Source organism: Exiguobacterium sp. s7 (assembly GCF_018618195.1).
GTDB classification, from domain to species: Bacteria; Bacillota; Bacilli; order Exiguobacteriales; family Exiguobacteriaceae; genus Exiguobacterium; species Exiguobacterium mexicanum_A.
In genome coordinates this window covers 1-26,007 of sequence record NZ_JACSLO010000017.1, presented here as the reverse complement: position 1 = coordinate 26,007, position 26,007 = coordinate 1, and the positions used below count along the sequence as shown (strand labels likewise).

The window sequence follows — 26,007 nt, the reverse complement described above, 5'->3', positions numbered from 1 at the left end:
GGTAAGTCACTTCAAAAGCAATATATAAAATACTTGTTTAGACACAAGTTCAAATTTCCGCCTTGAATCCGCCACGCTTTTTTCACATCTTCCATCGTCGCGCTTTCGTCAGATGTCTTGTACAATGAACGGATGAAGAGGTGAAACATCATGCGGCTCACGCAAACGTGCGATTACGCACTCCGAACACTCATGTATAGCGCCACGTTCTCCCATCGTCTCGTGACGATTCAAGAAGTGGCGGATCAATATCAGATTTCAAAGAATCACGTCATGAAAGTCGTCTATGAGCTCGGCAAGCACGGTTATCTCGAATCGGTGCGCGGCCGTGGCGGCGGTTTCCGACTCGCCCGACCGATGGAGGACATCAACGTCGGCGACGTCGTCCGGACGATGGAACCGTTCGAGCTCGTCGAATGTTTCGGCGAGGGACGATGTGTCATCGCGCCCGCATGCGATTTGCGGAGCGTCTTGAACGAGGCAATGCTCGCCTTCCTGCACGTGCTCGACCGCTACACGATTGCCGACCTCGTCGCTAACCGGACGAACGAACTGGCCATGTTGCTAGGCATACAAAACCCGACGGACTGAAATAGTCTGTCGGGTTTTCCTGTTATAGCGGCTTCAATTTGGCTTCGATCTCGGCTCGTCGTGGCTCGAGAAACGGCGGCAGCGCCAAGCGTTCTCCGAGCGTCTCGAGGGATTCGTCGGTCGTAAAACCAGGTCCGTCCGTCGCGAGTTCCACCAAAATCCCGCTCGGTTCGCGGAAATAAATCGATTTGAAATAATAACGGTCGATCAGACCTGAATGACTGATGCCGAATGAATCGAGCCGCTCGACCCAACGCGCCATCTCCAAATCATCCTCGACGCGGATTGCGACGTGGTGGACACTACCCCGGCCCGGGCGCTCCGATGGCAAATCGGGACGGTCGACGAGATGAATCTCTGTCGCCACACCGCCATCCCCCGTCTCGAACACACGAACCGATTGACCGTTTCGCTCGAACTCAGACACGAAGCGATATCCGAGCACGTCCGTCAGCACCCGTTCCGTCTTCTCAATTCGCCGCACCGTCCACTCGCTAAATCCGAGGCCGAAGACGGCGACGTCCGCCGGCACCGGTCCGTTTTTCCACGGCGTCCCTGACCCGCCCTCGACGAGACAGAGCCGTTGTCCTTCCTCATCTTCGAAGTAGAGCGTTGGCCGCCCTAGTACATCCTCTACCGGATCATGAAGTACACCGAATTCGGAAAATCGCTCAAGCCAGTACGACATTGCCCCTTCCGGCACCCGGAGCGCCGTCCGTGAGATGCTGCTCGATCCTTTATACGTCTGTCCGAGAAACGGTAGCTCGAAGAACGTTAAATCCGTCCCCGGTGTCCCCGATTCATCTGCGTAAAACAAGTGGTACATCGACGGATCGTCTTGGTTGACCGTCTTTTTGACAAGCCGCATCCCGAGGACTTCCGTATAGAATCGCAAGTTCTTCAACGCGTCCCCCGTCATCGCCGACACGTGATGTTGTCCTATAATCGCCTTCATCCAACTTCTCCCCTTTCGACTTTGATTATATTGTACCATCCACAAATAAGTAAAGTTAGCTTTACATTAAGTAAAGTTTATTTTACACTGAGGATAGAAATAAGAAATGAGGTGGCGGCATGCCATTAATCAATCGCGTCAAAGAGTTGCGGGCCCGGCATCAATTGACCCAAGGCGACTTGGCAGCCAAGGTCGGTGTGACGAGACAGACGATCATCTCGCTCGAAAAAGGGAGCTACACCCCGTCGCTTCTGCTGGCGATGCAAATCGCCCGCGTGTTCGAGGAACCGGTCGAATCTATTTTCACAATCGAGGAGGAAACAAATTGAAACACGTCGTCATCCAATCCATCTCCAGCATCATCTTGTACGTCCTGATGGCATTTCTGTTCAGTTCGTTCTTGTCTGACGTGTCGACCGTCATCGAGACCGACCGATTCGAAATTGAGTTTAACTTATTGCCGCTCTTGCTGTTAGTCGGCTTCTTCATCGTTTGGACGGTCTATTCGTTCAAGACGCGCCCGAACCAAAATTTAAGCTTCGGCCAATGGTCGGTCCGGATGACGGAATTTAGCGAAGTCGACGAGCGGGAACAAATCATCACGGCGAAAGCGACGAAAGCGGCCTACGTCTCGTTCGGGATCACCGTACCGCTCCTCATGGCGTCGTTCATGTTTTATCCGCTGTTCGAGAATGCGCTCCCAGCCTATCCGATTTACGCGCTCGCCTCGACACTGATCATCTCGACACTCGTCTACATGACGACTTGGATCCGCGCCTATACCCATTAAGGAATTCACATCGAATTCCTTTTTTTGTGTCGATTTTTCGTCGAGTCGTTCCCTACGATTGCGAATTCGGTCACGTCGTGCTTATATATAACTAAATGGTTATATACTAAATGTGTTGAAGGAGTCTTTCATCGTGAAAACCATCGATTTGACGACCGGTCAGGTTCAACGCGTCATCGTGGCGCTCGCCCTTCCGCTCGTCGGCAGTTCGCTTTTACAGTTCACCTATAGTCTCGTCGATATGTTCTGGGTCGGCGCGCTCGGCAGCGATGCCGTCGCCAGCATCGGCGCGGCCAGTTTTTATATCATGCTCGGTCAGGCGATTCAATCGCTCATCGTCGTCGGCGCCGGCATCAAAGTGTCGCAAGCCGTCGGGCGGCGGGATCAGGAGTTGATTCAGCGCTACGTCCGGGCCGGGAGGCGAATGAACCTCGGGATCGGACTGTTGTTCGTCGTCCTTCTCGCTGTACTCGGCCAGACGCTCATCGGATTTTTGAACATGAATGCACCGATTGTCGAACGATTGGCGTACAACTATTTGCTCGTCAGTGCACCGATGCTCGTGTTCTCGTTCTTCAACTTGCTGTTCGCCCGTCTGTTCAGTGCCTATGGCAATACGACGACGGCAATGCGTATCAACGCGACCGGGGTCACGCTCAATATGATCCTGTCACCGCTCTTCATCTATCCGCTCGGACTCGGGGTCGTCGGTGCCGGTCTCGCGACGCTCGTCGCGAACGTCGTCATGTTCGGTTTCTTCTGGCACCGGGCCCGCGCTTTATTCGATTGGGAGGAGACCGTCGAACCAAATCGCACGGACTATATAGAGATTCTTCGCCTCGGTTTCCCGATGGCGACCCAGCGCGTCTTGTTCACGGTCATCAGCATTTTCCTCGCTCGCATGATCGGCTCATACGGGACCGAAGCGATCGCGGCCCAGCGCATCGGGCTTCAAATCGAGTCGATCGCCTATATGATGATCGGTGGGCTGAACGGCGCCATCGCGAGTTATACGGGACAAAATCTCGGCGCCCGCAAAGTCGACCGGGTCCATGAAGGCTACCGGGTGACAACGCGGCTCGGTGTCTTGTATACCGGGCTGATCACCCTCGTGTTTTTATTCGTACCGGACGTCCTGATCGGGCTGTTCGTCGATGATCCGAGAACGATTGACATTGGCGCGAATTATTTACGGATCATCGGGATCTCGCTCATCTTCGCCTCCTTCGAGATGATCGGGAACGGTTATTTCTCGGGGCTCGGTCTGCCGAAGATCCCAGCGACAATCTCAATCGTCTTCACCGTCGCCCGCATCCCGCTCGCGCTTGCCCTCGAGCCCTATCTCGGTCTCGATGCCATTTGGTGGAGCATCGCCATCTCAAGCATCGTCAAAGGGCTCGTCTCCGTACTCTATGTCCGACTAATGAAAAAGGAAGTGACTTCCCTTGCAGAAGCGATTTAATCAACTAAGCAAACAACTGTTGCACGGGCTTTTCGCCATCGAGCGTGAGATGCTCCGCGTGACACCTGAAGGGACGCTCGCCGTAACGAAGCATCCGGCAGGACTCGGTGACAAGGCGACGCACCCGTATATTACGACCGACTTCTCGGAAAGTCAGATTGAACTAATCACCCCGACGTTTCCGACCGTCGAAGCGGCGCACAATTTCTTAGAGACACTGTACGACGTCACGGCACTTAACATCGGCGATGAACGGCTTTGGCCGCAATCGATGCCGTGCGCGCTTCCGGACGGCGGGGTCATCCCGCTCGCGGATTTCGGCAATTCAGGACTCGAGGCCGGCCGCTATCGGGAACACCTGCTCCAAAAATACGGGGCGAAAAAACAGCTCATCTCGGGCATCCATTTCAACTTCTCGTTCGCAGACGAGTTGATTGCCGCCCTCTATGAAGGATCGCCGGAACGCTACGACCGTTTCAAGAACGACCTTTATTTAAAACTCGTCCGCAACTATTTACGGACGCGTTGGCTCGTCGTCTATCTGTTAGGCGGGACACCGGCTGTCCATACGAGCTATGAAGAACGTTGCGTCAGTCAAATGCAGGCACTCAGCGAGGACGTGTATTCGAATACGACGGCGTTGTCGTACCGGAATAGTGACTGCGGCTACACGAATGTCGAGCCGCTCTACCCGGACTATTCAACGCTCTCGGACTACACCGCGAGCGTGCGCCGCTTCATCGCCCAAGGTGACATCGCCAACCCGAACGAGCTCTACTCTCCGATTCGGCTGAAGACGTCACGGGGCGGCAATGACTTGGAACGACTGGAGACGAACGGCATCGATTACATCGAGATTCGTAACATCGACCTCAACCCGTTCGAGAAGACCGGCATCGCCCTGTCCGACTTGAAGTTCCTGCACGTCTTCTTGCTCTACTTGACGTTGAAAGACGAGACACGATTTACGGACTGGCAAGCCGAGGCGTTCCACAACCAGCAACGCGTGGCGAAAGAAGGCCTATCCCCAACGCTCTTGCTGTACCGCGATGGCGAGGCGGTGCCGCTTCAGACGTACGCACGCGATTTGCTCGACGAGATTGAAGCGTTCAATGAACGTTACACCCTCGGGTTCGATGATGTCTTCGCCTCTGTCCGGGATCGGATTGACCATGTCGAGGCGACTTACGCGTCGAGGCTTACTTCCGCCATGACGACAGACGGCTACACGTCCTGGTCGCTCCGGCAAGCCGAAATGTTCTATCAAGATGTGTACGCTAACCGGTTCCGGATGCACGGCTACACGGATATGGAGCTGTCGACGCAGATTTTGATGAAGGCGGCCTTGAAACGCGGCTATGCCGTCGACGTGATTGACCGGGATGATCAGTTCATCCGAATCCGGAACGGTAACCAGACCGAATACGTCAAACAAGCGACGAAGACGTCGAAAGATAACTACGTCTCTGTCCTCATGATGGAAAATAAGACGGTAACGAAACACATACTCGCCGAACAGGGCATCCGGGTGCCGAGCGGGGTCGAACTCCGGAGTGAAGTCGATTTACAAGACGCCTGGTCTACGTTCGCGAACCAGCCGATCGTCTTGAAACCGAAATCGACGAACTTTGGCATCGGCATCCACATCTTCAAGGACGGCACGACGTTCGACGAGACGCTCGAGGCGTTCCGTCACGCCCGTGCGTTTGACGACGTCGTCCTGCTCGAGACGTTCCTGCCCGGGAAAGAGTATCGTTTCCTCGTCATCGGAGACGAAGTCGCAGGCATTTTACACCGCGTCCCGGCGAACGTGACCGGGGACGGTGTGTCGACGATCCGTGAGCTCGTCGCCAAAAAAAATGAGGATCCTCTCCGGGGCAAAGGTTATAAGACACCGCTCGAAAAAATCGACATCGATGACATCGTCGTGGCTTTCCTCCGTTCTCAAGGCAAGACACCGGACAGTGTCCTCGCCGATGGTGAGCTCGTCTTCTTGCGTGAGAACTCAAACATCAGCACAGGCGGTGACAGCATCGACTATACGGACCGAATCGCCGACTTCTATAAACAGATTGCGGTCGATTCAGCAAAAGCGATCGGTGCGACGATTTGCGGCGTCGATATGATGATTCCCTCACTTGATGGAGATAACGACTATGGCATCATCGAGCTGAACTTCAATCCGGCCATCCATATCCACGCCTTCCCGTACGAAGGCAAGGAACGGCCAATCGGCGAGACCGTGCTCGATTTGTTATTTGACGGAAAAGGTTGAAGAGGTCCACGAATCGGGAATAGAGACTACATTGATTAGACAGATGTATCTTCTTTCTCGAGAAAGGGGTCTTTCCAATGGAAAAAGTGAAATCTCAAGTCGAAGGCAACACGTTAGTTGTCGAACGAAGTTTCAACGCACCGCGTGAGCTCGTGTTCGAGGCGTTCTCGACACCGGCCCACCTCGAATCCTGGTGGGGGCCGGCCGGATGGAAGACAGAGATTCGAACGTTCGAGTTCGAACCTGGTGGCACGTGGCATTACAAAATGACATGTGTCGACAAGGATCAAGGCGACTATTACGGTATGGAGTCCTGGGGGAAATCGACGTTTCTCGAGATTGATTCGCATCGAAAAATCGTCTACACGGATGCGTTCTCGGACGCAGACGGGCACGTCAATCCAGAACTTCCCGTCATGACAATTACCAATGAGTTCATCGATATCCCAAACGGCACGCTGTTCATCAGCCGCTCCGAATTCACGGACGCCGAGTCGCTCCAGCAAGTCGTCGAGATGGGGGCCGTCGAAGGGTTTTCTTCGCAGCTCGAACGGCTCGACGCCATCGTCTCCAGATAACGACAAGCACCGCTCCTCATCCGAGGCGCGGTGCTTGTTTGTCGTCAAAATAAAAAGTAACTGACAATCAAAATCAACGTGAAAATGAACACCATCCCGATGGCGAGCGCGACGAGGCTCATCTTCGCTGACTTGAACTGCTGAGAGTTGATCGTATGCACCTTTTTCAAATACGACCGGGTCCCGACGAGAATCGTCGCAATGCCGAAAATAATCGACAAGATGCCGATCGCCGTAATCAATTGGTGCTCGGCCCCGCTCAAATTTTCACTTCGATAGTAGTGGAAGTTCGTCACGAGAAAACCGATTCCGATGACCGTGATGGCCGTCCGAATCCAGGCGAGGAACGTCCGCTCGTTGGCGAGATGTTGCTGGATGTACTGCGAATCGACCGTCTTCTCTAAATCTAGTTTCACCGATATCCCTTCTTTCTAGCTCATCATTGCTCTAATTGTTCGAATAATCGATTGAGTTGATGTTCATCAATCTCTCCATACGCATCCCCGATACTGATCTCGGTCGAACAATAGTCGTCATGTGGTACGAGATAGCCCGTGACGCCGACCCCTGTCGTCTCTTGAACGGATTGAATCCGTGCCGCGACCGCTTCGTCGTCCCCTTCGAGATGAAGATGGAACATGTTCGTCACCGGGACTTCCGGTGTCGTCCACACTCCGTCGAGCGCATTGAAGCGGCGCGCCAGTTCCTTCGCCTGCTCGACATACGTCCCCATTCGGTCTTTCCGTAGCTCGTAGTAATAGTCAGCCGGGATGATGTACGGGTACAGTCCAATCAAATCACCGCCGTACCGCCGTTTCCACATTCTCGCCTCGTCACAGAACGGTTTAGGTCCTGCTAAGATGGCACCTGCAATACCGCCGATGCCTTTATAGAATGAGACGTAGACGCTATCGAACAACGCACATACTTCCTCCGCTGTCTTCTCATAATATGGGAGCGTCTCGAGGAGGCGCGCTCCATCTAGATGCAGACGAATCCCTCGCTCCTGGCACAAATGACTAATCGCCTCAAGTTCAGCAAATGACGGTAAGTAACCGCCGAGTTCCCGTTGTGGCAACTCAATCAACAGGCAGGCGACATCCGGTAACGCCTTCACTTCGTCGAGCGTCATCAATCGCTTCTCGTCCCCAATCAAAATCGGCTCGAGGTGGTGCAACTCTTTCAACCCATCTTGTTCATGAATCTCCAAGTGACAGAGCGGATGATAGGCGACGCTTCGATTGTCGGTCTCGTCCGCCCAAATCCGTAAGGCAATTTGTTGTGCCATCGTGCCGCTCGGGAAGAAGATGGCGTCTTCCATACCGAGTTCTTGTGCCAGTTTCTGCTCGAACCGCTCAATCACTTCACCTGTCCCATAATGGTCGCTGGCCTGATTCGGGTCGACCTCGGCGAACGCCTGTCGCAAGACGCCAACGTTCCGTTTGCCGTGACCGCTCAATTGATGCGACGTCTGTTGATACGATGTGCGTAAATTCATGTCATTCCCTCCACAACAAGCCTCCTGTCCATAGACAGGAGGCTTCCAAGTTAGTCGCGCATGCGGACGATTAATTTGCCGCGTACTTTTCGTGTTTGTAGTTGTTCGAGCCCGTCTTTCAACCGCTCGAACGGCAAGACGTCCGTGACAAGATCATTCAACTCGCCTGCCTCGAGCAACTTCATCATTTCTTCAGCCATATAAGACAAGTTACGGATGGCTCGCTCATTCTCACTCGCATGAGCCGCACCGAGGGCGACCTCATGGATGGATGGTGACAGCGTGAACCCTTTCATGTTCGATATGTCAGGTGGACCAGCGATGTAGGCGAGCTGTCCGCTGAAGGCGAGTCGATCCAAATCGGCCGTCGCTACGTCGCGTCCGACCGTGTTCAAAATCAAGTCGACTCCGCGGCCGTCTGTCAGCTCCATGACTTTCTCCGTCACGTCTTCGACGTTGTAGTCGATGGCGACATCGGCACCGAGTCCTTTCACCCAGTCAAAGTTGTCCGGCGATGCCGTCGTGAACACTTTGAGACCGAGTTTCTTCGCGAGCTGAATCGCGTAACCGCCGACGCCACCCGCTCCGGCATGGACGAGAATCGTCTCTTTGTCGCGCGTATTCAATTTCTGCATGATGGCCTCATATGCCGTCATCCCGGCACACAGGATGGCCGCTGCAGCCTCATCGCTCACTTCCGGTGGCACGACGGCACAAGCACGCGCGTCGACGACCGCATACTCGGCAAATCCGCCGTTGTTCCCGAGACTCGTATGGACGGCGACTCGTGAACCGGTGATGATATTGGCGAGGCTCGAACCGACTTCGACAACTTCCCCGACGAGGTCGACGCCGAGAATATGTGGATACGACCAATTCGGGTTGCCGTTCGTACCGACTTTATAGTCGACCGGGTTCAAGGCGACCGCTTCGACTTTGATGAGCAATTCGCCCGCTCCTGGTGTCGGGCGCTCTACCTCACCGATGTGAAGATGTTCTAATCCAGGTTGATCGAGTAACCATGCTTTCATGCTTAATACGCTCCTTCCGAATACGTTAGTTCGTAAGAATGTGAGTAGATTTCGACGAGATTGCCGAACGGATCTTCACAGTACACCATTCGGTACGGCTTATCGCCCGGGTAATATTCTCGAATCGGCATCCGTTGTTTGCCACCATGGGCAACGATTTTTTCGACGAGCCCCTCGATGTCCGGGTCTTGGACACAGTAGTGGAAAATGCCCGTCTTCCAAAACTCGAAGTTGTTCTCCGGCTTCTCATTGTTCGGGAACTCGAACAGCTCGATGCCAATCTTATCGCCCGTCGACATATGGGCGATTCTGAAGCTGCCCCAGCCCGGTCCGAACACGTCGGTACACATGACACCGATTGGCGAGTCGTCCTCGACGACGTCCGATGGTTGCATGATCGTGTACCAGCCCATCACGTCCTCATAAAATTTCACTGCTTCGGTCACACTCGGGACCGATAGTCCGATATGTGAGAATGTACGTGGATAAGTCACTGTCATCCGCTCCTTTTTGTTTGCTCAATTTGTTGGATAACGATACGATACCTTCATCGAAGCAAGAAAAATAGTACGCACATTCAAGTAACTACCCGAAAGCGAGGCGAATTGAACATGACGACCCCGTTCCCCGTCAATAAGGCGCTCGACATCATCGGCGGTAAATGGCGGCCTCAAGTGTACTGTACGCTCGAGAACGGCCCGCGCCGCTTCTCGGAGATTCAGCGCGCCATCCCCGACGTCAGCCGTAAAGTGTTGACCGACCAACTCCGTGAACTCGAACAACTTGGCATGGTCCGCCGCATCGACTATTCGACCGAGAAACAGCTTCACGTCGAATACTCGCTCACCGAGGACGCACTCAGCCTGCAACCAGCCATGAAGGCGCTCTGCTCTTGGGGCGAGACACACGACGAATAAACCCGCGCCGAATCCGGCGCGGGTTTTGTCATGCTGCGAATAGGCTGATCAGGTTTCCGTCCGGATCGATGACGATGGCGTAACGTTGTCCCCAAAACGCATCCCACGGTTCGCGGTGCGAGGCATGGCCCTGTCCGACGATCGCTTCATAGCGCGCATCCAGTTCATCCCGACTATCGCACAAGAAAGCAAGTTCGACCCGGTGCCCCGTCGCCGGTTTCCATTCCCCATACACCGACTCCGCCACTTCGACCGTATCGAAGGCGAGCCGGACACCGCCATCATCGATTTCGACGTGCGCTTCCCCATCCATCGCTTCCGGGATCGACAGGCCGAGCAAACGGTAAAAATTGAGCGCCCGTTTCATGTCTTCGACGACGATGCCAATCATATCTAGCTTGATTCCCATGTGATCACCTCATTTTCCAAGTTGGTGGTGCTATGATGAGTGTAGCACTACATCCTGCTCGTGAAACGAGGAAATTCAAATGACCCATCAATTCGCTGTCCTGACCCAGCCACAGGCGGAAACGATCGCCTACACGTGGCATTACGAAGGCGATTATGCGTTTTATGATATGGAGGCCGACCAGGACGATTTGGCCGAATTTTTAGACGTCGAACAGCGCGAACAGTCGGTGTTCGCCATCACCTCAGACGAGGAATTGGTCGGCTTCGTGAGCGTCGCGCAAGCGGATGCCGAGACGGTCGATATCGGGCTCGGCATGAAGCCCGATTTGACCGGGAACGGGAGCGGACGAGCGTTCGTCACATCGATTCTCGACTTCGTCAAAGCGACGTACTCACCTCATCGCATCACCTTGTCCGTCGCCGCCTTCAACGTGCGGGCAATCCGTGTCTATGAGTCGTGCGGGTTCACGCAGACCGGTTCGTTTCCACAACCGACGAACGGGAGCACGTTCACTTTCATCCAAATGGAACGTCAAGAAAGTCCTCAGAACCAACCGTTCTGAGGACTTTTCCTATGTGAGCTGTTTCTTTTGGATGTATGACAAGCCGAGCGCCGCAATCAAAATCACCCCTTTGACGATGTCTTGGGCGTAATACGGCACGTCCCACATCGTCAGTCCGTTCAGCAAAATCCCAATCAAGATGGCACCGATCAACGTACCGACGACGTTCGGTCGCCCGGTCCCGAAGACGGCGTAGCCGATATAGGCGGCCGCGACGGCGTCCATGAGGAGCGGTGCTCCGGCCGATACTTGTCCGGTACCGATGCGCGACGCCAAAATGATGCCGCCGATGGCCGCGAACAGACCGCTCAACACGTACGCGTACAGTTTGATCCGTGTGACGGCGATGCCGGAGCGGCGGGCCGCCTCGACGTTCGAGCCGACGTAATAAAACTCGCGTCCCGTCTTCGAATACGTCAAAAATAGATGGGCTCCGGCGAAGAAGAGAATCATCAAGATGGCAACGAATGGAACGGGACCGATCGAGCCTTGGCCGATGAAGAGGAACGACGGGATGAATCGTCCCGGTGCCGTCCCTCCTTCAATCGGCATGTTGTCGTAGATTGAAAAACCTTTCGTATACGTCAATTGGACCCCGTTGATGACGTACATGATGGCCAGCGTCGCGAGCAAATCCGGTAACCGGAACTTGATCGTCACGAGCGCGTTCAACAGCCCGACGAGCACGCCGAGGGCAATCGGGACGAGCAAAGCGACGAGCAGTTCTTGACTATGTAACACGAGACTCGACGCCGCCCCGATTGTCGCGAGGCTCGCCGTCGAGCCGACCGATAAGTCGAATCCGCCGACGATGAGCGAGAAGGTCACCCCGAGGGCGAGCAGCGAGACGATCGATACGGACTTGATGATGTCGCTGAAGTTCGCGTACGTCAAAAACTGGTCGTTCGTCACGCCGAAGACGGCGATCAGTGCGAGAATCGCGAACAACGTCCCGTATTGACCGATGCCGCTGAAGCGTTTCGTGCGCTGTTTGATGACGAGTTGGGCCATGTTAGACGCCTCCTTTCTGTTGCCAACGGCCGCGGTCGAGCCAAAGCGTCCGGTTGGCGATCAATTCTAGTTCATGCGGTTCACTCGACGTAAAGATGACAGTCTTTCCACTTTTCGCGAGGCGGATGACGAGTTCATAAATATCCCGTTTCGCCGTCACGTCGACGCCTTTCGTCGGTTCGTCGAGCAAATAGATGTCCCGGTCCTCGAGAAGCCATTTGCTGAGGACAACTTTTTGTTGATTCCCCCCGCTCAGCTCCCGGACCGGTTGCCCGACCTGGTCGTATTTCACTCGCAGCGAGGCCAATACGCGTGTGATCGCGTTCGCCTTCCCTTCAATCGCGAGGACGTTCCGTTCAATCGAATCGTCGAGGAAAAGCCCCTGTTTCCGGCGTTCTTCCGGTACGAGGGCAAACCCGGACCGGACCGCCTGACGCGGTTCACGAATCTTGAGCGGTTTCCCGTCCAACGTCACTTGTTGTTCGACACCAGAGAGACCGAATAGCGCCTCGATCAACTCCGTCTTCCCGCTCCCGGTGACGCCTCCGATGCCGACGACTTCGCCTTTATACGCCGTGAACGAAAGCCTCGTCCCGAACGTCGGTAACGTGAGCTCTGCCTGAATCCGGATCTCGGTTTCAGGAACGGCTTTCGCTACCGCCTCTGCCATGTCGGATCCGCTCAAATACGTATGGATATCCCGTTCTGACAACGCCTGAAACGGCCCTTCGTAAGCGATGCGCCCATCCCGGAGGAACGTCGTCGTCGTGGTGACGCGCGACAGTTCGTCCGACCGGTGCGTGATGAGAAGAATGCCGACGTCCTCTGCTGCGAGCGACTGCAGTAATGTGAGCAGTGCCGCCGCATCATCCGTCGACAAGGCGGCCGTCGGTTCGTCGAGCAAGAGGTAGGCCGCATCACTCGCGAGCGAACGGGCAATCAAGACACGTTGCTTGACACTGAGCGGGAAACGCCCGACCGGTTCGGTCACATTAAGATCCAGTCCGACGCGCTCCAAGTAGGTGGCCGCTCGCTGTTTTAGCTCACGAGGACGAATCCGTTCGACCGCCTGCCACGGCACGACGTTTTCATAAATCGGTAAATCGAGATAGAGGGCGTCATCGACTTCTTGCGACACCGTGATGACCCCGCGGCGTATCGCCTCGGCCGGTGTGAATGTGACCGGTGTCTCATCGAGTTCGATCGTCCCGGATGTGGGGGTGATGGCGCCACTCAACAGCTTCACGAGCGTGCTCTTTCCGGCCCCGTTCAATCCAAGCAAGCCATGAATCTCGCCACGTCGGAGCGTGAAGTTGACATCGTCGAGCACGGTGACGTCGCCATAACGTTTCGTGACGCGTTCCAGCCGTAACATCAGTCCGTCCCTTTCATCCAGTCCGACCAGGCCGCGTCTGACGCGCCCCAGTTCGGGACGTATTGGCCGAGGTCGTCCATCGTCACTTTTTCGTCCGGCAAGACGTCACGGTCGACGAGATACGGATCGACTGAATGAATCGACGGCGTCTCTTCACCCGCCAGTTTTTGATACGCGTAACGGACTTGGATCCGTCCGATTTCAGCCGGATCCGTCGCCGCCGTCACTTTCCACGGGCTGCCGTCCTCTTGCATGAGTTGAAGGTCTTCGTCACTCAAATCGATGCCATAGACGGCGATTTCATCGCGTCCGGCCTGTTTGATGGCACGGCTCGCCCCTTTGGCGAACTCGTCCCACATCGCGAATACGGCATCAATCTCGCCTTCCGGATACTTCTTCAAGATCGCTTCCATCTGGCTCTGTGTGTCGAGCGCCGTATTGTTCGTCGCCGAACCGAACTTGGCGACTTCCGTGATGCCCGGGTAGCGTTTCAAGAACGCATCATAAATCGTGTGGCGTCGTTCCATCGGTGTGAAGCCACCGACCCAAATCGTGACGATTTTGCCTTCGCCGTCCAAATCTTCGGCCAGTGCCTTGAGCGAACGCCAAGCGAGCGAATAGTCGTCCTGGTCGATGACCGTCACCCCGTCGTTCGTCAAATCATTGTCGAACGCGACGACTTTGATGCCTTTGTCGAGTGCGCGTTGGACCGGTTCTTTCAATGCATCGGCGCGGCCATGGTCAATCAAGATGACATCGACGCCTTGCGTCGTCGCCGTGTCGACGTAACTCGCCATCTTCGACAGATCGTTGTCGGCGTTGTACACTTTCACGTTGCCGCCGAACGATTCGACTTGTTCCGTCACCCCATTGATATACTGCGACGAGAACGTCCCGATCGACATCTGCATGATGAGGGCGACGTCGATATCTTTTGGCAACGTCCCGTTCGAGACCGAGACGGGTTTCGTCTCTGCCGTCTTCTCGGCCGGCTTCGATGGGGCCGCTTGCTCGTTCGTGCAACCGACGAGCGCCAAGACGAATGTGAATAACAAAATCAAGAGTTTTTTAGACATGAATCGTTCCCCCTACATGATGTGTGATGGCGGCCTCTGTCGGTTCGAACACACCCGCCTCGGTGATGAGTCCGGTGATGAGATCGGGCGTCGTGACGTCGAACGCCGGATTGAAGACGGTGATGCCGACGGGCGCCGTCGGTTGACCACCGATATGTGTGACTTCTGACGGGTTCCGCTCCTCGATTTCAATCGTGTCATCCGCCGTCAAATCGAACGTCGAATGCGGCGCAGCGACGTAGAACGGAATGCCGTAATGCTTGGCGAGGACGGCGAGCTGCAACGTCCCGATTTTATTGGCGACGTGCCCCGTCCGTGTGATGCGGTCGGCTCCGACGATGATGGCATCGACTCGTTTCGACTGAATCGTCCAAGCCGCCATATTGTCAGTGATGAGCGTCACGTCGATATCGGCCCGGTCGAGCTCCCAGACGGTGAGGCGTGCCCCTTGCAGGAGCGGCCGCGTCTCACAGGCGAAGACGTTGAAGGATACACCGCGTTCTTTTCCAACGTAAAACGGGGCGAGCGCCGTCCCATAACGCGATGTCGCGATGGCACCGGCGTTGCAAATCGTCAACACGTTCCCCCCGGCCGGCAACACCGTCAGTGCATGCTCGCCGATGGCCCGGTACGTATCGACGTCCCGGTCGTACAAAGCGATGGCGCGGCGTTTGATTTCCTCGGCAATCGCCTCGAAGTCGTCCCCGACATTTAAATCAAGGAGCGATTCGATCACGTTTTGCAGATTGACCGCCGTCGGCCGGGTCGCGATCAAGCGGCGTCCGACGAGGTCGAGCCGACGCGTAAAGTCCGGATCGTCGACTAACCGGCCCGCCTCTTTGGCGAGGACGAACGCCCCGAAGTATGCGATGGCCGGGGCGCCGCGGACTTGGAGCGTCTCGATGGCATGTTCGGCCTGTTCGAGCGTCTCAATCGTCACGTACCGCTCTTCATGCGGCAACAACGTCTGATCCAATACGATGAGTTCGTCTGTCTGTGAATGGAAACGGATGTTTTGGACCGTCATACGCGCACCCCCGACAGGAGTGTCACCAAGTCGTCAATCGATTCGACGCTGTGGCGTTCTTTAATGAGCGCCGTCCCGAGGGAGAGCGCGTCACGTTTTCGTTCGAGCCGCGTCGCTTCCGGCAACGTCTCGAGATCGGCGACACCGGCCAGTCCGACGGCACGGCGAATGAGTTCGCAACCGGCGTAGCCGATCGTGTCGCTGAAAATCGTCCGCAACAACTCGTCGACGAAACCGTCCGTGTTGAACGGCTCGACGGCGCGTTCAAAATTGGCCCGAAACGTCTTCTCAAACGTCTCCCACACCGTCAAGACGTCCGTGAAACGCTCGAAGCGTTTGAGCGGGTCATGGAACGTCGACAGCGTCAAATGGGCGATGATTTGGCCGAGGTCGAAGCCGAACGGTCCGTAAAACGCGAACTCTGGATCGATAATCTTCGTTTCTTGTTGAGTCGCGAAGATGCTCCCCGTATGTAGGTCGCCGTGTAGGAGTGCCTCATGTTTCGTGACAAAGCCGACTTTCAGTTTCGTCACCTCGACTTTGAGCGCTTGGTCTTGCCAAAGGCGTTCGACATCTTCTCGCAGCGCCGTCTCGATGTTGTTCGACTCCGCGTCTTTGAACGGGTCGGTGAAGATGAGTTTCTCGGTGATGTCACACAGTTCTGGGTTGTAATAGTCACGTTCAATCCGCTTCTTCGCAATCGGTCCGGCCGCGTAATCCGACGTCGCGAACAGCGTCTCGCCTAAAAATTCACCAACATGGCGGGCCAGTTCAGGATACGTTTTCCCTTCCAAATAGCCTGTCCGAACGATCTCAAAATCTGACAGGTCCTCTAAAATCGTGTAGGCGAGCGTGCGGTCACTACCAAGCACGATTGGAACGAAACGAGGGACGACGTTGGCGAATTCGCGCAATGCCAACTGCTCGATCCACGCCCGTTCAAGTGTGAGTGGCCAACTTTCGCCGACGACTTTCGCATACGGGAGCGCTTGTTTGACGATGAGACTCGTTTCGCCTTGTCGGATGCGGAAAACGAGGTTCAAATTGCCGTCCCCGATCTCCTCGCAATGCGTGATGCCTCCGTCTTCGATTAACCCCAACGTTTTCACATGCTCGACGACGGTCTGTTCTGTAAATGGTTGATATGACATGATGTTTTCCCCTTCCTGTACGTTGCCCACAAAAAAAGCCCCTTTCTCCGCGAGAAAGAGGCACAGCCAAACTGGTTGTTCCTCTCATCTGTCAGACATTCGTCTGGTGGATGTAGCACCGTGCCTAGTGGTCGGTTGCTGCGGCGTCATCGGGCCAATTCCCTCTGCCAACTCGCGATAAGAGTGGTTTATTCGATTCGGTGAACTTATGTGCTGAATATTACGGACTCGACGTCACAATTGTCAACGTCATTTTCTCGGTGCACCTCCGTCTTTTTTTGTGCATATATGGAAACAACTTTCCAAAATATTTTTTTTGGAAAAAAAGGAATTGACGACGTGATGATTCTGTGCAAAAATTCAATTAAATTTCACAACTTCAAATCACATTCTTATCAAGAGCAGACGGAGGGACAAGCCCGATGATGTCGCAGCAACCGACCAGAGATGGCACGGTGCTAATTCTTGCAGCGTAAGCTGAGAGATAAGAGTTCATTTTTTTATGATGACCTCTTGCCTCGGCATGGGGTCATTTTTGTTTGCCTGGAAGGAGGAACCATATGAGTATCACTGCCACATATGAAATCAAACGGACGGACGCGGTCGCGACCGTCGCCAACAAGATCGCCCTCGAGCTGACCGTCGGCACATGGACGGACTTGCCTCACTTAGAGCAAGAGCAGTTACAGGCGTTCCGAGGTGAGGTCGTATCAACCACACATACGGACACGACGAGCCGCTTCACAATCCGCTATCCGTTACATAATGTCAGCCCTGACTTTTCATCCATCTTGACGACGACGTTCGGGAAACTGTCCCTCGATGATTCGGTCCGATTAATCGATTTGACGTTGCCGGAGACGCTCGCCTCTGATTTCAAAGGCGCCAAGTTCGGTGTCGACGGGATTCGTGAGTTGCTCGGCGTTCAGGATCGCCCGCTCGTCATGAGCATCTTCAAAGGCGTCATCGGCCGTGACCTCGCGTTTCTCGAGCAGCAACTCCGCGATCAGTTCGCCGGTGGCATCGATATCGTCAAAGACGACGAGATTTTATACGACAACCCGCTCACCCCGTCGCTTGAACGGGCCCGGATCGGAGCGGACGTCATTCAAGCCCACTTCGAGGCGACCGGGAAACGCGTCCTGTACGCCATCACGCTGAGCGGCCCCGTGTTCGGTCTGCGTGACCAGGCGCTCCGTCTCATCGAGGCCGGTGCGACGGCGCTCCTGTTCAACGTCTATACGTACGGTCTCGACGCACTGCGCGAACTCGCGAACGATCCGGATATCCACGTCCCGATCTTGGCACATCCGGCCTTTGCCGGCGCCTTGACCGGATCAATCAGTCATTCGCTTTTGCTCGGTAAACTCCCTCGCCTCGCCGGGGCCGATTTGACGCTCTTCCCGTCACCGTACGGCTCACTTGCGACACCGCGCGACGAGGCGTTCGTGATTCGTGACCAGAGTGCCGAACCACATTGGTCGAAGCCGATTTTGCCGGTCCCGTCCGCGGGGATTCATCCGGGACTCGTCGCCGATATCATTCGGGACTTCGGGACGGATGTCGTCATCAACGCCGGCGGTGGCATTCACGGTCATCCGGACGGTGCAGCCGCCGGGGCTCGTGCGTTCCGACAAGCCATCGCTCACGTACTCGGTCAAACCGAAGGGCAGACGGACGAGCTCGATACCGCGTTGAAGGCGTGGGCGTCACGATGACGGCCCATATCCTCTGCGACTTTGACGGGACGATTACGGCGGAAGACAATATCATCGCGTTGATGAAGGCGTTCGCCCCGCCGGCTTGGGTCGAGTTGAAAGACGCGGTCCTCGAGCAACGGATTTCCATCCGATCCGGGGTCGGTCAAATGTTTCGACTGTTGCCGAGCGAGGCCGCCCCGGCTTACCGTGATTATTTGTTGGAGCGCATCACGCTCCGCCAAGGGTTCCCGGCATTTTTAGAAGAAGTTCGGGTCCATGGCTGGAAGTTTGACGTCGTCAGCGGCGGGATGGACTTCTTCGTGCAACCGGTCTTGGACGGGCATGTCGCCCCCGAGCATATCTACTGCAACGTCGCCGACTTCTCCGCTGAGACGGTCACCGTCGCTTGGCCGCACGCTTGCGATGAACAATGTACGAACGATTGCGGCTGTTGCAAGCCGACGCTCGCTCGCCGCCTTGTCAATCCCGCCGATCGCTTGATTGTCATCGGCGACTCGGTGACCGACTTCGAGGTCGCGAAGCGTGCCGACTTCGTCTACGCCCGAGGTCAACTCATCACGCTCTGCGAAGACGCAGGCATCCGTTACGCCCCGTTCGAGACGTTTGACGACATCACCCATCACTTGAAGGAGGTTGCCGTATGAGCCTTGCCGCACGTTGGCTCGAACTGGCCGACATTAAAGACGAACTCGCCGCCCGCGACTGGTTCCCCGGAACGAGTGGGAATTTGGCGATTCGCGTTTCCGATGACCCGCTCGAATTTCTCGTCACGGCGAGCGGACGCGATAAACGAAAACGAACACCGGACGACTTTGTTCACGTCGATGCGGCCGGACGCTTGATTGGCAAACAGAACGGTCGTCCATCCGCCGAGACGCTGCTTCACGTCGAAGTGTTCAATCGGACGGACGCGACGTGTTCGCTCCACGTCCATACGGTCGACAATAATGTCATCTCCGAGCTCCATGCCGCCACCGGCGAAGTCGTCTTCACCGGCCAAGAGATCATCAAGGCGCTCGGCTTCTGGGACGAGGATGCGGTCGTCCGCGTACCGATTATCGAGAACCATGCGGACATCCCGACGCTCGCAGCCGCCTTCGCCCCTCATATCCGGGCAAACGCCGGCGCCGTCCTCATCCGCAATCACGGCATCACCGTCTGGGGCGAGACCCCGGCCGCGGCCAAACGTTATTTAGAGGCTTACGAGTTCTTGTTCAGCTATACGTTAAAACTACGCGCCCTAGGCGTCCATTCATAAGGAGGAACCAACCATGGCAACTGTCTATTTCCAACAAACCGAAGAACGTTACGTCGATCAAACTGAAGTGAGTGCCTTTTTAGAGTCACGCGGGATTTTAAATGAGCAGTGGGATATCACAAAGCTCCCGGAAAACCTGCAAGAGAACTATCAGTTGACGGACGAGGACAAACAAGCGATCTTGTCGACGTTCCGTGACGAGATTCGTGACGTGTCGGAGCGCCGTGGCTATGAGACGGCAGACGTCATCTCGTTGTCGGATGCGACGCCGAACTTGGACGAACTGCTCGTCAACTTCCAAAAGGAACATCATCACACAGATGACGAGGTCCGCTTCATCGTCAGTGGCCATGGCATCTTCGCCATCGATGACGCCGAGCGCGGCTACTTCAACATCGAGCTTAACCCGGGTGACCTCATCTCGGTGCCGGTGAACACACGCCACTACTTCACGCTCCAAGACGACCGCAAAGTCGTCGCCGTCCGCATCTTTGTGACGACCGAGGGATGGGTGCCGATTTACGAGAAACAAGACGTGACAGCATGAAAAATGGTCTCTCGCACAAAGGCGAGAGACCATTTTTTAATGTTTGGCAGCGGCTGTCGGTTTTGAAGAGAACCAACCCCATGCCGCGATCCCGACCATGACCGACCAGAAGAACACGGTCCACGCCGTCGAGTGGACGAATCCGTCCGGAAGACCCATGAATTCGAACGGTGTGCCGGCAATCAATTTCTTGAAGCCAGGGTGTTCGAGGACGAGCACCGTCAACTTCACGCCGACCCAGCCGACGATGATGAAAGCAGCTGTTTCGAGTGATGGGCGTTGATGCAACAACTTGACGAAAATACGTGCGGCGAAACGCATCAAGATGACCCCGATGAGTCCACCTGTCAAGACGACGAAGAACTGACCAGAGTCGATGCCGCCGATCTCACCGAGCCCGAGTGGCGGCAAGCTGACCGCGAGCGCGACTGCTGCGAGAATCGAATCGACCGCGAAGGCGATATCGGCGAACTCGACTTTAGCAACCGTCCACCAGAACTCTTTCTTCGTGACCGGCTTCTCCGTGATGGCCGTCTCTTCTTTCGCCTCAGCGGCGAGGTCTTGTTTCGGATCCATCTTACGGGCCTTATAGGTCATATACAGATGCCGCGCACTCATCCCGATCAAATAAAGCGCACCGAGCGCCTGGACTTGCCAGACGTTGATCAAGAACGAGATCAAGAACAAAGCGATGAAGCGGAAAACGAACGCTCCGAGTAATCCGTAAAATAGTGCCTTCTTCTGCTCTGTCCGTGGCAAGTGCTTGACCATGACCGCCAAGACGAGCGCGTTGTCTGCAGAAAGCAGCCCTTCAAGACCGACGAGTACGACGATGATCCAGGCGTACTGCAGGATTAACTGCCAATCCATTAAAACATCCCCTTTTTCTGTTGTGTTCCTTCATATTTAACAGTGATCTATATTTTAAGTTCACAGGAACATTTTATTCCCCATTTAGATTGAAATCAATCTTCTTTTCTTCAATTGCTGAAGTTTTTTCATTTGTGAGCACGTTCAAAGCATGTTCAAAGAGCAAAATGGTACCCGGTCGATGTACATTTCGTGATAAAATCCTAACAAGAACGAGTGGCAGTCATTTGCCCTCTCAAAAAAGGAGAATCCGATTATGTCTACAAGCCATGTCGCTTTACCTACTAAAGCAGAACGACATAAATTATTCGGTTCGGTCCCGCCGATCAAAGGCACGAAGCCAACTGAAAAAGATAAAATGGTCGATCTACAAAACACACCAAAAAACTTCTTGTTCGCGCTCGACAGCGTCGGCATCTCAAACGTCAAACACCCGGTCAACATCGAGACGCCAGACGGCATCCAAGCGACGGTCGCCACATTCGAGTTGACGACATCGCTCGTCCAAGACCGTAAAGGCATCAACATGTCGCGTCTCACAGAACAGCTCGACGCGTACCATACGCAAGGCTGGACGTTATCGAACCGCTCGCTCATCGAGTTCGCGCAAGAACTCGCCGAGCGCATGGAACAGACGGAAGGTCAATTGACGGTCCGTTACCCATGGTTCTTTAGCCGCAAAGCCCCGGCGACAGGTCTCAGCGGTCTTATGAACGCGGACGTCATGCACAACGTGACGTATAACTTAGAGACAGGTATGGCGAGCGTGACGGTCGGTCTCGTCATCAACGTGACGACGCTCTGCCCATGCTCGAAAGAAATCAGTGAATACAGTGCCCACAACCAACGCGGCTACATCACGATCGAAGCCGGTCTCGATGAAGCATCGCTCGACGGTTTCGACTGGCGTCTCGCGCTTCTTGAGGCAGCTGAGTCGAACGCATCGGCCCCGCTTCACCCTGTCCTCAAACGTCCGGACGAGAAACGTGCGACAGAAATTGCGTACGAAAACCCGCGTTTCGTTGAAGACATGGTCCGCTTGATCGCGGCTGACTTGTACGAAATGAAACAAGTCGTCAATTTCTTCGTCGAATGCCGCAACGAAGAGTCGATTCACCAACACGATGCGATCGCTTCGATCACATTTGATAAGCGCGATAACTAAAAACGAGTGAAGCCTACGCGGGCTTCACTCGTTTTTCTATAGGCTTTGGACGAGTCGAATCGTCAACATCATGACGATGACGATGATCCAGACCGCCCAGACGAGCCGCCACTTGTCCCCATCGACTCGTTTGACGAACGTGTAGACGGTCAAGTAGAGCGCGATCAACAGCGGGATGACGACCCATGGATTGTCGAGCATCACGCTTCGACGTCACCGTCCCAAGCGAGCATGCCGCCCTCGACGTTGATGACCTTGTAGCCTGCTGACTCCAAATAATCACATGCTGTCACACTGCGGCCGCCTGAGCGACAGATGACGTGATAGACGTTGTCTTTCGCGAGCTTGTCCGTCACGCCAGGAAATTCAGACAGCGGATAGAGCGGTACGTTCGGGATATGACCCGCATCGTACTCATCTTGTTCGCGGACGTCGATGATGTGGAGCGATTCGCCGTTCTCGAGTTTTTCACGTAATTCGGTTGCGTGGATGTTTTGCATGGTGGTTCCCCCTTAAAAGTGTTGTCCCTTACTAGTTTACCTCAGTTTTCGATGAAACAAACTCCAATTGATTGTCGTGTTTTCATCACAATAGAACCCTTCGAGTTCGCACCGCTCGACCACCTGCTCGGCCCATGCTCGGCTGCCGCAAATCAACGTGAAATGGCTATCCCAAGGCGGTACGATGAGCCAATCATGTTGATGTCCAAAGAACGTCCGATGCCGCATCCCCCACGTATCGGAGGTTAGCGTCTCCCGAATGTTGATAAGATGCCGTTCCGTGCAGAACTCGTCCCCGCTCCACATCCACTCTTCTCCCATCTCAAGAAGTGCTCGTAACATCTGATTCTCTAAAAGATCAGACAGTTCCCCTTCGCCCGGTGGAATTACGTTCTCGCTATCGCAAAATTCGATGATTCGATTCGCACCTTCTTGATCTTCGGCGTGCGGTTTCAGCGCCCCAATCATCGTCCGAAGCGCGTGATCGATGCGTTTGATGTCATCGAAGCCAAGTCGGCGACGCATATCTGCCCATGTGATGGCCCGAAATTGCTGTTCGACCTCGTTTTTATCCATCTCGACATAACGGTCAACCGCGGTCGGGTCGTCTTTCGGGACTAGAAACGGATGAAACACGACGAATACTGTTTCGAACACCCCTTCGTAATACGTTTTGATCGGATAATCATCTCCGCCACCGAACATGGCGTACCGATGCCCTTCCGGCAATGTGATGATGCCTTCCACTTCATCCATTTCCTCGCCCCCTTTTCCAATAGTTTACAATGGGACCACAAAAAAAGCATCCCCCGCTCAGGAAGGATGCTTTTGACTTACGCTTCGTTGCGCTCGTCGATCGCTTGTGCCGCTGTGATGAGCGTCAATTTATAGACGTCCTCTTCGTTACAGCCACGCGACAAGTCGTTGACTGGCTTGTTGAGACCTTGAAGGATCGGTCCGATCGCTTCGAATCCGCCGAAACGTTGAACCATCTTGTAGCCGATGTTTCCGGCTTCGAGGCTTGGGAAGACGAAGACGTTCGCATTTCCGGCCACTTCAGAGCCTGGTGCTTTCTTCGCCGCCACGCTCGGGACGAACGCCGCATCGAATTGAAGTTCGCCGTCGATTGGAAGGTTCGGTGCCTTCTCTTTGGCGAGACGTGTCGCTTCGATGACTTTCTCCGTCTCTGGCGACTTCGCTGAACCTTTTGTCGAGAAGCTGAGGAGCGCGACTTGCGGCTCGATGCCGAACGTCTTCGCTGTCAACGCTGACAAGTAGGCGTTTTCGGCGAGGTCAGCCGCGTCCGGTGCGATGTTGATCGCGCAGTCCGAGAAGACGTACTGCTCGTCGTCACGTACCATGATGAAGACGCCTGACGTCTTTTTGATGCCTGTTTGCATCTTGATGATTTGAAGGGCCGGACGAACCGTGTCGGCTGTCGCATGCATCGCGCCTGAGACGAGACCTTCTGCTTTTCCTGTGTGGACGAGCATCGTACCGAAGTAGTTCACGTCTGACGACAACAATTCACGTGCTTGTTCCGGTGTCGCTTTACCTTTACGGCGTTCTACGAACGACTCGACGAGTGTGTCGATGTCTTCGTACGTCGCTGGGTCGTATTGCGTCAAACCTGAGATGTCAAAGCCATGCTTCGCAGCGACCGCTTCAAGCTCAGCTTTTGGTCCGATGACGATTGGTTCGACCATGCCGTCATTCTTCAAACGAACAGCGGCGCCGAGGACGCGCTCGTCAACGCCTTCTGGGAAGACGATGGTCGGGCGAATCGGGCTGACTTTTTGTTTCAACGTGTCAAATAGTTTCATAGTGAATGAACTCCTTTTCGATTAGAAGAAATTGGATTTTTTCTCTCTCGGACGCTCTCGTCCATATGCGAGTTTTATTATACACAGTACGTTTTTTAAAATAAACTATTCTGCCCATTTCGTCATAAATCGCTTGAAATCAATCATTATATGGATAGAACAGTTTGTCGTTTTCGACTGATACAGCCCGTTGTGAAGCCGTTTTCATAAAAACTGCTCTTTACCTCTTTACCCGGCTCGAAGTGTGACTACCCTCACAACGGCGTCAAATTTGCCAGGCGGTGATTCGTGTATGGTAAAATAGTCAGCGAAGCCTAGTCTCGAAAGGAGTTTTTTTAATGTCAGAACGTCCAGCACCAACACCGACAACCGATACGCAACACGCAGCCGCCACGTTAGACGGTTGGTATACGCTCCATGATTTCCGCTCCATCGATTGGACTCGTTTAAAAGCAGTCGACCCAACCGCCCGTCAAGAGATGATTGACGAGTTCGTCGCCTTCCTCGGCTCACTCGAAGATGTCGAGACACGCGGTGAAGGAAGCCATGCCTTTTACTCGATCCTTGGTCAAAAGGCGGACGTCGTCTTGATGGTCCTTCGTCCGACGTTCAAAGAGCTCGAGCAAGTCGAACTCGCTCTTCGGAAGACGAAATTATACGATTACATGATTCCAAGCTATTCATACGTGTCTGTCATCGAACTCGGCATGTACCGAGGTTCTGGAGACGGTGACCCGTACGAGAACCCTCACATTCGGGCCCGCCTCTATCCGACACTCCCGAAAGCGGCCCACATCTGCTTCTACCCGATGAGCAAGGCTCGTCGCGATGGGGACAACTGGTATACGTTGTCGATGGATGAGCGCAAAGACCTCATGTATCGCCACAGCATGATCGGCCGCAGCTATGCCGGTAAGATTCAACAGTTCATCGGCGGCTCGACCGGTTTCGACGGTTGGGAATGGGGCGTCACCTTGTTCGCGGAAGACTCGCTCCAATTCAAGAAGATCGTCTATGAGATGCGTTTTGATGAAGTCAGTGCCAAATATGGCGAGTTCGGCGACTTTTATGTCGGGAACATCCTTCCAAAAGAAGAACTCGGCACATTCCTCGGGTAATCGAGGTTTACGCTATCATGCCCTCGGGAATCATTGTTGTAGAAGCAACATAACAATGATCAATGAGGTGAACAACGATGCGCGTGTTCAAGGAATCAGATCGAGACACTGCGAAACGTTTAGATTCGTTCATCGAACGAATGGCACCGGCAGCAGAACTAGTCCAACTTCGATTTGAACAACAATTACAACATACACAGCGAAAGAGGCTGGGACATAACTAGCCAGTTCTAAAGTATTTCAATCAAAAAGAGGGGTCCGGTCACCGATTTTCGGTGACCGGACCCCTTCTTT

General features: G+C 54.6%; 30 protein-coding genes and 2 riboswitches. Of the genes, 14 read left to right on the top strand and 16 right to left on the bottom strand.

What is annotated here, in order from left to right; all coding sequences use genetic code 11:
• Positions 1-150: 150 nt before the first annotated feature.
• Complete coding sequence (locus KNP79_RS14450) at positions 151-591, top strand: RrF2 family transcriptional regulator (RefSeq protein ID WP_021066036.1); 441 nt, start codon at positions 151-153, stop codon at positions 589-591.
• A 22-nt stretch (positions 592-613) separates the two neighbouring features.
• Here KNP79_RS14450 and KNP79_RS14445 read toward each other — a convergent pair whose 3' ends face one another.
• A complete protein-coding gene (locus tag KNP79_RS14445; RefSeq protein WP_214753610.1) occupies positions 614-1,546 on the bottom strand; it encodes a ring-cleaving dioxygenase in 933 nt (310 codons plus the stop codon).
• Positions 1,547-1,665: 119 nt separating this feature from the next.
• Here KNP79_RS14445 and KNP79_RS14440 point away from each other — a divergent pair, with 119 nt between their 5' ends.
• The 5 genes from KNP79_RS14440 to KNP79_RS14420 all read left to right on the top strand — a co-directional run bounded on the left by KNP79_RS14440 (position 1,666) and on the right by KNP79_RS14420 (position 6,651).
• On the top strand, positions 1,666-1,875 hold the full coding sequence (locus KNP79_RS14440) for a helix-turn-helix transcriptional regulator (protein ID WP_021066034.1): 210 nt from the start codon (positions 1,666-1,668) through the stop codon (positions 1,873-1,875).
• Complete coding sequence (locus KNP79_RS14435; protein WP_214753608.1) at positions 1,872-2,336, top strand: hypothetical protein; 465 nt, start codon at positions 1,872-1,874, stop codon at positions 2,334-2,336. Before KNP79_RS14440 ends, KNP79_RS14435 begins: the two co-directional genes overlap by 4 nt.
• 112 nt (positions 2,337-2,448) lie before the next feature.
• Complete coding sequence (locus KNP79_RS14430) at positions 2,449-3,798, top strand: MATE family efflux transporter (protein ID WP_371743439.1); 1,350 nt, start codon at positions 2,449-2,451, stop codon at positions 3,796-3,798.
• A complete protein-coding gene (gene gshAB, locus KNP79_RS14425) occupies positions 3,782-6,073 on the top strand; it encodes a bifunctional glutamate--cysteine ligase GshA/glutathione synthetase GshB (protein ID WP_215192839.1) in 2,292 nt (763 codons plus the stop codon). The genes KNP79_RS14430 and gshAB overlap by 17 nt, the downstream gene beginning before the upstream one ends.
• 77 nt (positions 6,074-6,150) lie before the next feature.
• A complete protein-coding gene (locus KNP79_RS14420) occupies positions 6,151-6,651 on the top strand; it encodes an SRPBCC family protein (RefSeq protein ID WP_214753603.1) in 501 nt (166 codons plus the stop codon).
• A 44-nt stretch (positions 6,652-6,695) separates the two neighbouring features.
• Here KNP79_RS14420 and KNP79_RS14415 read toward each other — a convergent pair whose 3' ends face one another.
• The 4 genes from KNP79_RS14415 to KNP79_RS14400 are packed head-to-tail and all read right to left on the bottom strand — an operon-like array spanning position 6,696 to position 9,674.
• A complete protein-coding gene (locus KNP79_RS14415; RefSeq protein WP_021066029.1) occupies positions 6,696-7,067 on the bottom strand; it encodes a YidH family protein in 372 nt (123 codons plus the stop codon).
• Between the two features lie 23 nt (positions 7,068-7,090).
• Positions 7,091-8,149 (bottom strand): threonine aldolase family protein, encoded by a 1,059-nt coding sequence (locus tag KNP79_RS14410; protein ID WP_215192838.1) that lies wholly within the window; start codon positions 8,147-8,149, stop codon positions 7,091-7,093.
• A gap of 50 nt (positions 8,150-8,199) precedes the next feature.
• Positions 8,200-9,180: a zinc-binding dehydrogenase gene (locus KNP79_RS14405; RefSeq protein WP_215192837.1), complete on the bottom strand. Its 981-nt coding sequence runs from the start codon at positions 9,178-9,180 to the stop codon at positions 8,200-8,202.
• 2 nt (positions 9,181-9,182) lie between these two features.
• Positions 9,183-9,674, bottom strand: coding sequence for a lactoylglutathione lyase family protein (locus KNP79_RS14400; RefSeq protein ID WP_021066026.1), 492 nt, complete (start codon positions 9,672-9,674; stop codon positions 9,183-9,185).
• A 117-nt stretch (positions 9,675-9,791) separates the two neighbouring features.
• Here KNP79_RS14400 and KNP79_RS14395 point away from each other — a divergent pair, with 117 nt between their 5' ends.
• Positions 9,792-10,097 (top strand): winged helix-turn-helix transcriptional regulator, encoded by a 306-nt coding sequence (locus KNP79_RS14395; RefSeq protein WP_138858700.1) that lies wholly within the window; start codon positions 9,792-9,794, stop codon positions 10,095-10,097.
• Between the two features lie 28 nt (positions 10,098-10,125).
• Here KNP79_RS14395 and KNP79_RS14390 read toward each other — a convergent pair whose 3' ends face one another.
• Complete coding sequence (locus KNP79_RS14390; protein WP_215192836.1) at positions 10,126-10,506, bottom strand: VOC family protein; 381 nt, start codon at positions 10,504-10,506, stop codon at positions 10,126-10,128.
• A gap of 79 nt (positions 10,507-10,585) precedes the next feature.
• Here KNP79_RS14390 and KNP79_RS14385 point away from each other — a divergent pair, with 79 nt between their 5' ends.
• Positions 10,586-11,071 (top strand): GNAT family N-acetyltransferase, encoded by a 486-nt coding sequence (locus KNP79_RS14385; RefSeq protein ID WP_214796598.1) that lies wholly within the window; start codon positions 10,586-10,588, stop codon positions 11,069-11,071.
• Between the two features lie 9 nt (positions 11,072-11,080).
• On the opposite strand, the gene KNP79_RS14380 is transcribed toward KNP79_RS14385, so the two are convergent.
• The 5 genes from KNP79_RS14380 to mtnK are packed head-to-tail and all read right to left on the bottom strand — an operon-like array spanning position 11,081 to position 16,711.
• On the bottom strand, positions 11,081-12,082 hold the full coding sequence (locus KNP79_RS14380) for an ABC transporter permease (RefSeq protein WP_052090187.1): 1,002 nt from the start codon (positions 12,080-12,082) through the stop codon (positions 11,081-11,083).
• Between the two features lies 1 nt (position 12,083).
• The gene (locus tag KNP79_RS14375; RefSeq protein WP_215192835.1) at positions 12,084-13,457 is read right to left on the bottom strand and encodes a sugar ABC transporter ATP-binding protein; all 1,374 of its coding nucleotides are present in this window, start codon (positions 13,455-13,457) and stop codon (positions 12,084-12,086) included.
• Positions 13,457-14,533: a sugar ABC transporter substrate-binding protein gene (locus KNP79_RS14370; protein WP_034779430.1), complete on the bottom strand. Its 1,077-nt coding sequence runs from the start codon at positions 14,531-14,533 to the stop codon at positions 13,457-13,459. The genes KNP79_RS14375 and KNP79_RS14370 overlap by 1 nt, the downstream gene beginning before the upstream one ends.
• On the bottom strand, positions 14,526-15,560 hold the full coding sequence (mtnA, locus tag KNP79_RS14365) for an S-methyl-5-thioribose-1-phosphate isomerase (RefSeq protein ID WP_034779432.1): 1,035 nt from the start codon (positions 15,558-15,560) through the stop codon (positions 14,526-14,528). Before mtnA ends, KNP79_RS14370 begins: the two co-directional genes overlap by 8 nt.
• Positions 15,557-16,711: an S-methyl-5-thioribose kinase gene (mtnK, locus tag KNP79_RS14360; protein WP_215192834.1), complete on the bottom strand. Its 1,155-nt coding sequence runs from the start codon at positions 16,709-16,711 to the stop codon at positions 15,557-15,559. Before mtnK ends, mtnA begins: the two co-directional genes overlap by 4 nt.
• 81 nt (positions 16,712-16,792) lie before the next feature.
• Positions 16,793-16,895: riboswitch (SAM riboswitch) on the bottom strand.
• Between the two features lie 205 nt (positions 16,896-17,100).
• A riboswitch (SAM riboswitch) is annotated at positions 17,101-17,202 on the top strand.
• 69 nt (positions 17,203-17,271) lie between these two features.
• Here mtnK and KNP79_RS14355 point away from each other — a divergent pair.
• The 4 genes from KNP79_RS14355 to KNP79_RS14340 are packed head-to-tail and all read left to right on the top strand — an operon-like array spanning position 17,272 to position 20,237.
• Positions 17,272-18,429 (top strand): 2,3-diketo-5-methylthiopentyl-1-phosphate enolase, encoded by a 1,158-nt coding sequence (locus KNP79_RS14355; RefSeq protein ID WP_214796589.1) that lies wholly within the window; start codon positions 17,272-17,274, stop codon positions 18,427-18,429.
• A complete protein-coding gene (locus KNP79_RS14350) occupies positions 18,426-19,076 on the top strand; it encodes a 2-hydroxy-3-keto-5-methylthiopentenyl-1-phosphate phosphatase (RefSeq protein ID WP_214753581.1) in 651 nt (216 codons plus the stop codon). Before KNP79_RS14355 ends, KNP79_RS14350 begins: the two co-directional genes overlap by 4 nt.
• Positions 19,073-19,690, top strand: a complete 618-nt coding sequence (locus KNP79_RS14345; protein ID WP_215192833.1) for a methylthioribulose 1-phosphate dehydratase — start codon at positions 19,073-19,075, stop codon at positions 19,688-19,690. Before KNP79_RS14350 ends, KNP79_RS14345 begins: the two co-directional genes overlap by 4 nt.
• Before the next feature lie 13 nt (positions 19,691-19,703).
• Positions 19,704-20,237, top strand: coding sequence for a cupin domain-containing protein (locus KNP79_RS14340; RefSeq protein ID WP_215192832.1), 534 nt, complete (start codon positions 19,704-19,706; stop codon positions 20,235-20,237).
• A 36-nt stretch (positions 20,238-20,273) separates the two neighbouring features.
• Here KNP79_RS14340 and KNP79_RS14335 read toward each other — a convergent pair whose 3' ends face one another.
• Entirely contained in the window at positions 20,274-21,107 is an 834-nt protein-coding gene (locus KNP79_RS14335; protein WP_034779447.1) for a TerC family protein, read from the bottom strand.
• Between the two features lie 256 nt (positions 21,108-21,363).
• On the opposite strand from KNP79_RS14335, the gene folE2 reads away from it, so the two are divergent.
• Entirely contained in the window at positions 21,364-22,272 is a 909-nt protein-coding gene (folE2, locus tag KNP79_RS14330; protein WP_021066012.1) for a GTP cyclohydrolase FolE2, read from the top strand.
• 36 nt (positions 22,273-22,308) lie between these two features.
• Here the strand turns inward: folE2 and KNP79_RS14325 are convergent, their stop codons facing one another.
• From KNP79_RS14325 to pta, 4 genes are all read right to left on the bottom strand, one after another.
• Positions 22,309-22,473, bottom strand: coding sequence for a hypothetical protein (locus KNP79_RS14325; RefSeq protein ID WP_034780156.1), 165 nt, complete (start codon positions 22,471-22,473; stop codon positions 22,309-22,311).
• A complete protein-coding gene (locus tag KNP79_RS14320; RefSeq protein WP_215189344.1) occupies positions 22,473-22,772 on the bottom strand; it encodes a rhodanese-like domain-containing protein in 300 nt (99 codons plus the stop codon). The genes KNP79_RS14325 and KNP79_RS14320 overlap by 1 nt, the downstream gene beginning before the upstream one ends.
• Before the next feature lie 36 nt (positions 22,773-22,808).
• Positions 22,809-23,528 carry a DUF2711 family protein gene (locus tag KNP79_RS14315; RefSeq protein WP_215192831.1) on the bottom strand — a complete coding sequence of 240 codons (720 nt, stop codon included), beginning with the start codon at positions 23,526-23,528 and terminating at the stop codon, positions 22,809-22,811.
• A 77-nt stretch (positions 23,529-23,605) separates the two neighbouring features.
• Positions 23,606-24,595, bottom strand: coding sequence for a phosphate acetyltransferase (pta, locus tag KNP79_RS14310; RefSeq protein WP_034779454.1), 990 nt, complete (start codon positions 24,593-24,595; stop codon positions 23,606-23,608).
• 338 nt (positions 24,596-24,933) lie between these two features.
• On the opposite strand from pta, the gene hemQ reads away from it, so the two are divergent.
• Positions 24,934-25,713 carry a hydrogen peroxide-dependent heme synthase gene (gene hemQ, locus KNP79_RS14305; protein ID WP_034779456.1) on the top strand — a complete coding sequence of 260 codons (780 nt, stop codon included), beginning with the start codon at positions 24,934-24,936 and terminating at the stop codon, positions 25,711-25,713.
• Positions 25,714-26,007: the final 294 nt, after the last annotated feature.